The organism is Streptomyces capoamus, from assembly GCF_014654935.1.
Taxonomy (GTDB): Bacteria; Actinomycetota; Actinomycetes; order Streptomycetales; family Streptomycetaceae; genus Streptomyces; species Streptomyces capoamus.
On the sequence record NZ_BNBF01000027.1, the window covers coordinates 62939 to 72583 of the forward strand.

Below are 9645 nucleotides of genomic sequence, written 5' to 3' on the forward strand. Positions count from 1 at the left end.
AGGGCGCACGGGTTTTCCGTGAGGCGTGGATTGCTGGGGTGCGGAAGCATTTCCCTGGCGAGCCGAAGCCGAGCTACGTCACCCCGTGGGAGGAGACGCCCGACTGGGAACGCGGGGCTGCCGGCGCCGTGTACGAGCAGGTGCGCCAGTTCCTTGACCTGAGCGGTGGGCACGCGTCCCGCCTGTCGCGCGAGCAGAAGGGCCGCTTCGTGGCAACGTGCTGGACGGCTCAGATGTACAAGCACTTCGAGGACCCGAAGCCGGGCTACGTGGCGGACTGGCCCGACCTGCCGGACTGGCAGAAGGAAACCGACGCCGATATCTTCGAGGCTGTCGAGACCAGCGTGAAGTAGTACGCGAAGGCCCCAGTCCGAACCGGAAGCGGCTCGGACTGGGGCCTTCGTCTGTCGTCAGGCGGCCGGACTGAGGGCGACGAGGAGAGGCTCGGCAGCCTTGCTCCAGTCCCGCCCGGCCTCGACTGCGGCCTTTCCGGCGCCGGCGATGCCATCCCGGACCAGGAGGAGGAACGTCTCGCGCAAGTGGGCCTGCGCCTCCGGATTCATGCCGCTCGCGGAGATGGCCGTCCCGATCTTCTCGTCGAGGACCGCAGCCGCCACGCGGGAGTCACTGCCGGTCCACTCATCTGCATGCTCGGCGACCTGCGCCCACGTCATCGTGAACGTCATGTAGGCATTGAACCTTTTCCAACCTGTGCCCGCAGAAGGGTAGTTGGGCTGACAACATGGTGAAGCCCCTGGTAGACGGTTTTGGACCAAGAGAACCATGTCCACCAGAGGCTTCACGTGCTTGTCTACCCGTCGGGCATCGACGTGTCCAGCTCTGCCCTGCGCTTCCTCACCCAGCAGTTGCGGCAGCACCGCCGCGACATCGGCTCACGCTGGCGGCGTCTGAGCGCCGGCCGCCAGGCTCTGCTCACGCTCGCCCATCTTCGGGTGGGTCATGCATATGCCCAGCTCGCAGCAGGGTTCGGAGTGGGCACCACGACGGCCTACCGGTACGTCACCGAGGCTGTCGAGCTCCTGGCCGCCTTTGCCCCCAGCCTGGCCGACGTAGTGCGAACCGCGTCGGTGAAGGCGTATCTGATCCTGGATGGCACGCTCCTGCCGATCGACCGCATCGCAGCCGACCGCCCGTTCTACTCCGGAAAGCACAAGAAGCATGGGATGAACGTGCAGGTCATCGCGGATCCCTTCGGCCGGCTACTGTGGGCCTCACCGGCCATGCCCGGCGCCGTCCACGACGTCCGCGCGGCCCGTGAACACGGCATCGTCGGCGCCCTCGCCGAGGCCGGCATCAAGTGCTGGGCCGACAAAGGCTATCGGGGCGCCGGCGGCACGGTCCGCATCCCGTGCTGGGGCCGGTGGGAGACCCTCTCCGCAGGCCAGAAGGCGGTGAACCGGTCCCACGCGAAGATCCGGGCCCTCGTGGAGCAGGCCATCGCCACCCTCAAGTCCTGGAGGCTCCTCCGCAAACTGCGGTGCTCGACCACCCGGATCACCAGCCCCGTTCAGGCCGTCCTCACCCTCCATCTGACCAGCTCGGAGTGAAGAAGGGGCCCAACTTAGCTTCTGAGTGCGAAGTCACCTGATTGGGTAAGCGCAGTTCGATCACTTCTTGAAGGGGGAAAGGTCACTTGCTGCTTTCTCCTTCGAGGTAGGCGACTGCTCGTCGCAACAGTTCGACGTTGTCGCGAAAGTAGCCGATCCCGGGGTTGCAGCGGGTGCATAGAAGCCCTCTTATGCACTTCCCGCAAGACCTCCTTCCGGGGCAGCATTCGTGGTCGTGGTCCACGGAGAGCCGATTGCCGGTAGTGCAAGGTTCCCGGCATATTGCGCAGGCGCCGCCCTGAGCTTCTAGTAGGGCTTCGTAATCTTCCGCTGTGATGCCATAGCGGGACTTTACATCGGATGCGAACTTGCGATCAGTGTCGTAGGTTTGAGCGCGGTACACCTTCAATCGATCCGCATTCCTCGTTCGATACTCTTTCTGGTACTCGCTTTCGCAAGGTCGACAATAAGAAGCTAGACCGTCCCGCTTCGTCTTTTCCGCTCGGAAGTCAGTGCAGTCTTTCTTGAGAAGGCATCTCTTGCACATCTTCTGAGTCAACGTAGCCCCCCACATCCCCAAGTTGATCAAGTTGTCGAATCATGCCACGAAATCACTCCTCTCTCGCGCGGACAATCCAGATCAGACCGGCCGGTTGAGCAGGACGGACAGAACCTTGATGACCGCTTCAGGCTTCCGGCGCTGTACGCGGCGAGGTCGGACAGCACTTTGATCTGGGCTGCCGTCTCCTCGGCGGTCGGCTCTGTGAGAGCCAGGAAGGCGAGGCTCAGGTCGATCCGGTCGCTCAGCTAGCCGATCGCGGTCGTGGCCTCCTGCTGAAGGCTGTCGAGGGCAGCTCGGGCCTGCTACTGGGCGCCCTCGTTCTCGTTGTACGGCCGGGAGATGACCGTGCCGTCGTCCTGGCGCTCGTAGTAGGTCAGCGTCGCGTCGTCCCAGAACTCGTACTCCTCCGGGCCCATACCGGCCGGGAGCTCCACGATCACCGGCCCCTAGGCGGGGTCTTCCTCAAGCTGCGTCCTCCAAGTCGTCATAGCTGTCGATGTAGTCAGTGCCGTCGAGGTGGGCGGCGAGCTTGCCGACACCTCGTTCGAGCCGGTAGCCGACGGCGTGGCCGGTGACTAGCGGGCGACGCATCACCCCCCTGACCTGGCACATGCACAGGTCAGGAGGGGCCCGACCCTCCTGGGTCGGGCCCCCTTCATGCCCGCTCCGGTACCCCTGTCGCCCCGGCCGACGGAGCGGTACAAGCCGGTGCCGCGTGGCGGGGTTCCGCGGTGACCGCGGTGTCAGGCGGAGAGGGTCTTGTGGAGGGCGTCGAGGCCGTCGCGGTAGATCCCGGTGAAGAGGTCGACGACCTCGTCCTCGGTGGCGCCGACCGGGTCGAAGCGGCCGGACCACTGGACCTCGGCGATGTCGTCCCGGCCGGGGACCGTGTGGACCCGGAGGGTGGAGACGTAGCCGTCGACGGGGAACGGGGCCTGGAGGATGGCGTAGCTGTAGTGGCGCTCGGTCTCGTTGAAGTCCACGAGGCGTTCGACGATGACCTCGCCCTCGGGGTTCTTCAGCCGGCGTACCCGGTTCCCTTCGAGCGCGGTGCTCTCGGGGATGTAGGGAAGCCAGTCGGGCAGGGCGTCGAAGCCGCCCATGAGGTTCCAGACCTTTTCGGGTGAGGCGGGCACGGTGCGGCTGGCGGAAGTCGAGGCCATGGTCTTGCTCCTGGGTCTTGCCGTGGTTCAGGCGGCGTCGGGCAGCGGGGCGGCGGGGCTGACCAGCCCGGCGGCGCGCAGGTCCTGCCAGAACGCGGCGGGGATGTTCTCGTCGAGGGCGGAGAGGTCCTCGGCGATGCGGCTGGGGCGGGTGGCGCCGGGGATGACCGCGGCGCTGACCGGGTGGGCGAGGGAGAACTGCAGGGCAGCGGCCTTGATGCCGATGCCGTGCTTCCCGGCGAGGGCCTTGAGGCGGGAGACCTTCTCGATGATCTCCGGCGGGGCCTGCTGGTACTCGAAGTGGCTGCCGCCGGCGAGGATGCCGGAGCTGTAGGGGCCGCCGACGACCATGTCGACGCCCTGTGCCTGCGCCATGGGCAGCAGGCGCTGCAGGGCGTGCTCGTGGTCGAGGAGGGTGTAGCGGCCGGCGAGGAGGAAGCCGTCGGGCCGGGGCTCGTCCAGGGCGAGGGTCAGCTCGATGGGCTCCGTCTTGTTGACGCCCAGGCCCCAGGCCTTGATGACGCCCTCGTCGCGCAGGCGGGACAGGACGCGGAAGGCTCCGGTGCGGGCCTCTTCGAACTTCTGGAGCCAGGCGTCGCCGTGGAAGTCCTGGGCGATGTCGTGGACCCAGACGATGTCGAGCCGGTCGACGCCCAGGCGCTTGAGGCTGCCCTCGATGGAGCGCTCGGTGGCCTCGGCGGTCCACTCGTGGACGATCCTGTTGGGGTTGCCGTGCTCGAAGAGGCCGCCCTTCTCGCCGAAGTCGGGGACGTCGGTCTCGATCTCGTCGAGGACGACCCGGCCGACCTTGGTGGACAGCACGTAGGCGTCGCGGGGCTCGGTGGACAGGACCTGGCCCAGGCGTTGCTCGGCGAGGCCGGCGCCGTAGAAGGGGGCGGTGTCGTAGTAGCGGATGCCCTGGTCCCAGGCGGTCTCCACGGTCGCACGGGCCTCCTCGTCGGGGATCGCGCGGAACATGTTGCCCAGCGGGGCGGTGCCGAAGCCGAGACGGCCCGGAAGGAGGTGCTTCAGTGACATGGTGGTGCCTTTTCGATCCGTTCTCTGCCGAGGGGGTGCGGGCACTCGGTGCGTGCCCGTGCTCTCGAGCCGAACGCACGTCCCATCTACTTGCAGACGCGCTTTGTTGTTGACGACGATATTTGCAGACGCGGGGTAATGCAAGTGACGCTCCCGTGGGGCCTGTGGGGCCGATGGCCGGTCCGTGGCGGTCCGGGGCCGCCACGGGATGCGTCACGGGATTGAGGCCTGGTGGTGTTCACCGGCCTCGCTGCTCTGCGGTCTGGCACGGAACCCGGCCGTGCTGCTCGCGTCGGGTAGGGGCTCACCCCCGGGAAGTGGCCCCCGTCGGTGTCCGTCGCCGTCGTGAGGCCGAAGAGGCCCGGCAGCGCCAGCAGGTCGTGGTCGGCCCGCACCTCGTACGCCACCGTCGTCACGTCCAGCGTCCGCGGCTCCGGAGCGGTGGCCGGCTGCTGCTCCACGTGCAGTCCGGGGCCCACGTGCCCGTGCGGCAGCGCGCCGCCCCCGGTCAGCGGCAGGCCGCGCTCCACGACCGCCACCCCGGCCGCCAGCACCTGACCCGGCGTCATGCGCTCCTCGCCGAGAACCAGGTGGACGTCCACGCCGTTGTCACCGGGCACGGTCAGCGCCGTGACGAAGCCGTCCGGTGTGCCCGTCACCCCCACCCGGTCCGGCCGCACGCTGCGCCGGTGCAGGCCGCGCAGGGTGCGGCCCTGCCAGGGGCCGGCGCCGGGCCGCAGCGGTCGCTCCGTGAAGGGCTGGCGCCACTCGGTGCGCAGCGCGAGGGCGGTGGCCAGCACCATCCGCGCGTCCCGGGTCAGCGTCACCGGCATGCGCTCGACGAGCCCGCCGGTCCGCTCGGCCGCCCAGGCGTCCAGCCGCTCCTGGGCGGTGACGAGGTCGTCCCCGAAGACTCCGTGGGTGCCGGCGGGCAGCCCGGCCCGCCACTCCTCGCGCAGCGCCAGCGCGTGGTGCGTCCACAGGCCGAGCGCAGCGTCCAGGCCGGCCACCGATGCCAGTTCCGCCAGCAGCCCCCGCGCGGCACCGGCCGCCTGCTCGGCGGGCACGCCCAGGGCGCCGGCCAGTTCCGCGCGCGCCGGTCCGGCCGCGCCGTCGGCCAGGAAGGCCAGCAGGGGCCAGACGCCCGGTGCCGAGAACACCGTGCCCTCGTGCAGGGCCTGCGCCCACCGTGCGGTGAGCGCGTTCACGGCACGGACGGCCGTATCGCCCGCCCGGCCGTCCGGCCCGGTGTCCACCCGCATCCCGCCCCCCGTTCATGTGCCGCCCGTACTCCTTCCCAACGGCCCGGCGGCCCCCCGGGGTTCCCGGGGCGGCGGCCGGGGACGCCGGACGGCATGACGACACCGGTCTCCGGGTGTGAGCCCCCGTATAAGGGGGAGAAAGCGCCTGGGTAAAGCCCTCCCCGGCCTTTTGTCATCACATCGAGTGATTCTCTGGCCTTTGCTTGCACGGCACAACCCAGGGTTGCCAGGCTGTTGCTGTCTGTACAACCTGATGGGAGCGGCCAGTGACTTTCGGTGAACAGCCGGCGTACCTGCGTGTCGCGGGTGATCTCCGCAAGAAGATCGTCGACGGTTCACTGCCGCCCCACACCCGCCTGCCGTCCCAGGCCCGCATCCGCGAGGAGTACGGCGTCTCGGACACGGTCGCCCTGGAGGCCCGCAAGGTGCTGATGGCGGAGGGGCTGGTCGAGGGCCGTTCCGGCTCGGGCACCTACGTGCGCGAACGGCCGGTGCCCCGTCGGCTGGCCCGCTCCGGATACCGGCCGGCGGGCGGCGCCACCCCCTTCCGGCAGGAGCAGGCCGACGCCTCGGTGCGCGGCACCTGGGAGTCCAGCAGCGAGCAGGCCGAGGCCGGCGCGGCCGTCGCCGAGCGGCTCGCCATTGCGGCCGGTGACCGGGTCATGCGCACCAAGTACCTGTTCCGGGAGGCCGGCGAGCCGATGATGCTCTCCACGTCCTGGGAGCCCCTGACGGTCACCGGCCGCACCCCGGTGATGCTTCCCGAGGAGGGCCCGCTCGGCGGGATGGGCGTGGTCGAGCGCATGCGGGCCATCGACGTCATCGTGGACAACGTCACCGAGGAGGTCGGCGCCCGCCCCGGCCTCGCCGAGGAACTGCACCTGCTCGGCGGCGTCCCCGGGCACGTGGTCCTGGTCGTCCAGCGCACGTACTTCGCCTCCGGCCGCCCGGTGGAGACCGCCGACATCGTCATCCCGGCCGACCGCTACCGGGTCGCCTACCACCTGCCCGTGAAGTGACCGCCCCCTGAGCTGCCCGCGAAGGGCCGCCCCGGCCCGGTCGGCGGGATGCCGCGCGCCCCCTGCGTGAGGTAGCGCACACCCTGGCGCGCCGCCCGCCGCCGCGCGGCCCTGGCCGTCCCGTCCCCGCCCGCCGCAATCCGGCCGTTCTCGCAGGTGGTCCGCCTGCCACCGGCACGCCCCCGACCGAGGCGACTTTGCCCCCGACGGCGCATTCGGTCTCGTGCGCCCCCGGCGTTCTGGCTGGTTGCGTACCTCTTTGTGAAAAGGCGTATTCGCAGCGTGAAGGTTGGGCGTACGCTCGGGCATATGCGGATTGCGGTTTCCTTAGGCGGGGCACGGCGGGGGCCCCGGAGTGGGGGAGGGCGGGGCGGTGCGAGAAGGAACGCGGGCGGTGGGGGCCATGAGTGAGGGCACGGTCTCTCTCCCCTGGATCGTGATACGGCAGGACGACAACGGCAATCGCTACCGGGTCGGCCGCTATGCGACCCGCGCGGAGGCGCAGAAGATCGCCGACAGCCTCGACGACCGGGGGCACAAGCAGCTCTACTGGGTCGAGCGCATCGGCGAGAACGGGGACGGCACGCAGAACTGACCACGCACGGCCTCCCGTAGGCTCCGCTGCATGACGCGCGAGACCCCCGGAGCGGACCGGATCGTGGTGGTGGGAGCCGCCCTGCTCGACGATGGCCGGCTGCTGGCCGCGCGCCGCAGCGCGCCCGCCGACCTGGCCGGGCGCTGGGAGCTGCCCGGCGGCAAGGTCGAACCGGGGGAGCGGCCCGAGGACGCCCTGCTACGCGAACTGCGCGAGGAACTGGGCGTCGACGCCGAGCCGGTCGGGCGGGTGCCGGGACAGTGGCCGCTGCGGACGCCGTACGTCCTCCAGGTGTGGACCGCCCGCCTGCGCCCCGGCTCGCCCGCGCCGAGCCCCCTCCAGGACCACGACGAGCTGCGCTGGCTGACCCCGGACCGGATCTGGGAGGTCGACTGGCTCGACCAGGACGTCCCGGCCGTACGGGAGGTGGCCGCCCGCTGGGACGCGGAGCAGGGCCCCGCACGGTCCTAGAAGTGGGCCTCCGCACCCTCCTGGAAGCGCGGCCCCGGACGGTCCTACGGGCATGGCCCCCGGTGGTCCTATGGGTATGACCCCCCGGTGCTCCTATGGGTATGGCCCCCGATGGTCCTAGGGGCATGGCCCCGGACGGTCCGAGGAGCATGCCCCTCGACGGGCTGAGGGGCATAACCCCCGACGGCCCTAGGGGCGTGACCTCCCGACGCTCCTGGAAGCGCGGGCCCGGACGGTCTCATGAGCATGGCCCCCGGTGGTCCTATGGGTATGGCCCGGACGGTCCGAGGAGCATGACCCTCGACGGGCCGAGGAGCATGACCCCCGACGGCCCTAGGGGCATGACTCCCGACGGTCCTGGAAGCACGGCCCCGGACCGAGCGCGCCCGTTCGTGCCACAGTGCGCCCTCGCGCGCGGTACTGCCGCCCGGATATCGGGTATGTGCCCATTAACCCCATGAAAACGGGCATGGGTGGGCTCGCTGGCCTGGGAAGTGATCGGCGTGAGCGACACCGAAGGCGGCTGCGCCGAGTGGACCTTCCCCGCGGAGCCGGACGCCGTGCGCGGCGCCCGCGCGGCGGTCCGCGGCCAGTTGCGGGGCTGGGGCCTGAACTGCCTCGCCGATCTCGCCGCCCTGCTGGTGAGCGAGCTGGTCACCAACTCGCTGCGGCACGCCACCGGTCCCATCGGCGTCCGGCTGGTGCGCCCCGCCGAGCCCGCCGGTCTGCTGCGCGTGGAAGTCTCCGACCCGCTCCCCGATCCGCCGCGCGAGCGCGCCGCCCGGCCCGAGGACGAGAGCGGACGCGGCCTGCAGCTGGTCGCGGGCTCCTCCCGGCGCTGGGGCACCCGGCCCGGCGCGGGCGGAAAGACCGTCTGGTTCGAACTGGCGGTGCCCGGGTGACGCGGCGGCAGCCGTAGGGGGACGCGGAGGTGTCCGGACGGCATGGCGGCAGCCGCAGGGGCACGGGGGGTGTACAGCGGGCGGCGCGCCGCCCACCGCGCGCCGGGGGCGCGCACGGTCCGGTGATGGGGGGTTCGGCGGTGTGTTCCCTGGTTAGAAGAGTGGAAGTGTTCTCACGGACCGGTCCGAAAACCACCTGGACCGAGCTGTGATCGTGAACACCGTGTCGTGCGGCACCGTAGTGCTGGATACTGCGGGCAGCCGCCCCCGGTGACCGGTGCCGGACGCGGTGAGCTGGAGGGGACGGTTCGCGTGAGCGAGATACCAGCGAAGGCCACGGAGTCCGAGGACCCGTCGGACGGCGCGAGGAGTCGGGCCGCGGAGGCTGCCGCGGCGCCCGGCGACGCCATGTGGCAGAGCAGTCCGCCCGGTTCCATCTACGACTACATCAAGGTCGCGTCCTTCTCCATCGGTCCCGGCGGACTGGTCGAGCAGTGGAGCCTGCGCGCCGAGCAGCTCTTCGGTATCCCCGCCGGACGCGCCGTAGGCATGGACCCGATAGAGGCTTTCATCGATCCCGATCTGCGCGTGCGCGGCCAGCGGAAGATGGCCGAAATCCTCGACGGGCGGGAGTGGACCGGAGTGGTGCCGTTCCGGATGCCCGACGGCCCGGACGGCACCCGCGGTGAAGAAGGCCTGGCCGAGGTCTACGTCATGCCGACGCGCACCGCCGAGGGCGAGAGGGCCGCCGTCTGTATCGTCGTGGACGTCCGGACGCTGCGCAGCATCGAGACCGACCTCGCCGCCTCGCAGGCGATTTTCGGTCAATCCCCTTTCGGTTTCCTGCTGATCGACGTCGACCTGCGGGTCCGCCGGGCGAACATGCGGTTCGCCTCCATCTTCGGCGGCACCCCGGACGACCACCGGGGCAAGGGAGTCCACGACTATCTGCCGCGCGGCGAGGCCGAGCGGGTCTCGGCCACCCTGCGGCGGGTGCTGGAGTCCGGCGAGTCCATCACCGACATGCACGTCACCGGTTTCGTCCCGGGATCCGAGGAACGCCGG

General features: G+C 70.4%; 14 protein-coding genes. 7 read left to right on the forward strand and 7 right to left on the reverse strand.

The features are described 5' to 3' along the window. Positions 1-353 (forward strand): hypothetical protein (locus IE312_RS32040; protein ID WP_189985756.1); only part of this gene is annotated, 353 nt, incomplete at its 5' end. A 57-nt stretch (positions 354-410) separates the two neighbouring features. Here IE312_RS32040 and IE312_RS32045 read toward each other — a convergent pair. Beyond that, a complete protein-coding gene (locus IE312_RS32045; RefSeq protein WP_189985757.1) occupies positions 411-686 on the reverse strand; it encodes a hypothetical protein in 276 nt (91 codons plus the stop codon). A gap of 117 nt (positions 687-803) precedes the next feature. Here IE312_RS32045 and IE312_RS32050 point away from each other — a divergent pair, with 117 nt between their 5' ends. After that, complete coding sequence (locus IE312_RS32050; RefSeq protein ID WP_189985782.1) at positions 804-1568, forward strand: IS5 family transposase; 765 nt, start codon at positions 804-806, stop codon at positions 1566-1568. Positions 1569-1650: 82 nt separating this feature from the next. Here IE312_RS32050 and IE312_RS44205 read toward each other — a convergent pair whose 3' ends face one another. From IE312_RS44205 to IE312_RS32075, 6 genes are all read right to left on the reverse strand, one after another. Continuing rightward, the gene (locus IE312_RS44205) at positions 1651-2142 is read right to left on the reverse strand and encodes an endonuclease VII domain-containing protein (RefSeq protein ID WP_368860035.1); all 492 of its coding nucleotides are present in this window, start codon (positions 2140-2142) and stop codon (positions 1651-1653) included. Between the two features lie 290 nt (positions 2143-2432). Then, positions 2433-2570, reverse strand: a complete 138-nt coding sequence (locus IE312_RS32060) for a hypothetical protein (RefSeq protein ID WP_189985758.1) — start codon at positions 2568-2570, stop codon at positions 2433-2435. Positions 2571-2592: 22 nt separating this feature from the next. Continuing rightward, the gene (locus IE312_RS43870; protein ID WP_268254379.1) at positions 2593-2721 is read right to left on the reverse strand and encodes a hypothetical protein; all 129 of its coding nucleotides are present in this window, start codon (positions 2719-2721) and stop codon (positions 2593-2595) included. Positions 2722-2873: 152 nt separating this feature from the next. Continuing rightward, positions 2874-3293 (reverse strand): SRPBCC family protein, encoded by a 420-nt coding sequence (locus IE312_RS32065; RefSeq protein ID WP_189985759.1) that lies wholly within the window; start codon positions 3291-3293, stop codon positions 2874-2876. 27 nt (positions 3294-3320) lie between these two features. Next, complete coding sequence (locus IE312_RS32070; protein ID WP_189985760.1) at positions 3321-4331, reverse strand: aldo/keto reductase; 1011 nt, start codon at positions 4329-4331, stop codon at positions 3321-3323. An 86-nt stretch (positions 4332-4417) separates the two neighbouring features. Beyond that, positions 4418-5593, reverse strand: a complete 1176-nt coding sequence (locus IE312_RS32075; protein WP_229900688.1) for a serpin family protein — start codon at positions 5591-5593, stop codon at positions 4418-4420. 266 nt (positions 5594-5859) lie between these two features. Here IE312_RS32075 and IE312_RS32080 point away from each other — a divergent pair, with 266 nt between their 5' ends. From IE312_RS32080 to IE312_RS42780, 5 genes are all read left to right on the forward strand, one after another. Further along, positions 5860-6612: a GntR family transcriptional regulator gene (locus tag IE312_RS32080; protein WP_189985761.1), complete on the forward strand. Its 753-nt coding sequence runs from the start codon at positions 5860-5862 to the stop codon at positions 6610-6612. A 403-nt stretch (positions 6613-7015) separates the two neighbouring features. Next, entirely contained in the window at positions 7016-7207 is a 192-nt protein-coding gene (locus IE312_RS32085; RefSeq protein ID WP_189985762.1) for an SPOR domain-containing protein, read from the forward strand. A gap of 30 nt (positions 7208-7237) precedes the next feature. Further along, positions 7238-7678, forward strand: a complete 441-nt coding sequence (locus tag IE312_RS32090) for a (deoxy)nucleoside triphosphate pyrophosphohydrolase (RefSeq protein WP_189985763.1) — start codon at positions 7238-7240, stop codon at positions 7676-7678. A gap of 473 nt (positions 7679-8151) precedes the next feature. After that, entirely contained in the window at positions 8152-8580 is a 429-nt protein-coding gene (locus IE312_RS32095) for an ATP-binding protein (RefSeq protein WP_189985764.1), read from the forward strand. A gap of 312 nt (positions 8581-8892) precedes the next feature. Next, positions 8893-9645 (forward strand): PAS domain-containing protein (locus IE312_RS42780; RefSeq protein ID WP_229900689.1); only part of this gene is annotated, 753 nt, incomplete at its 3' end.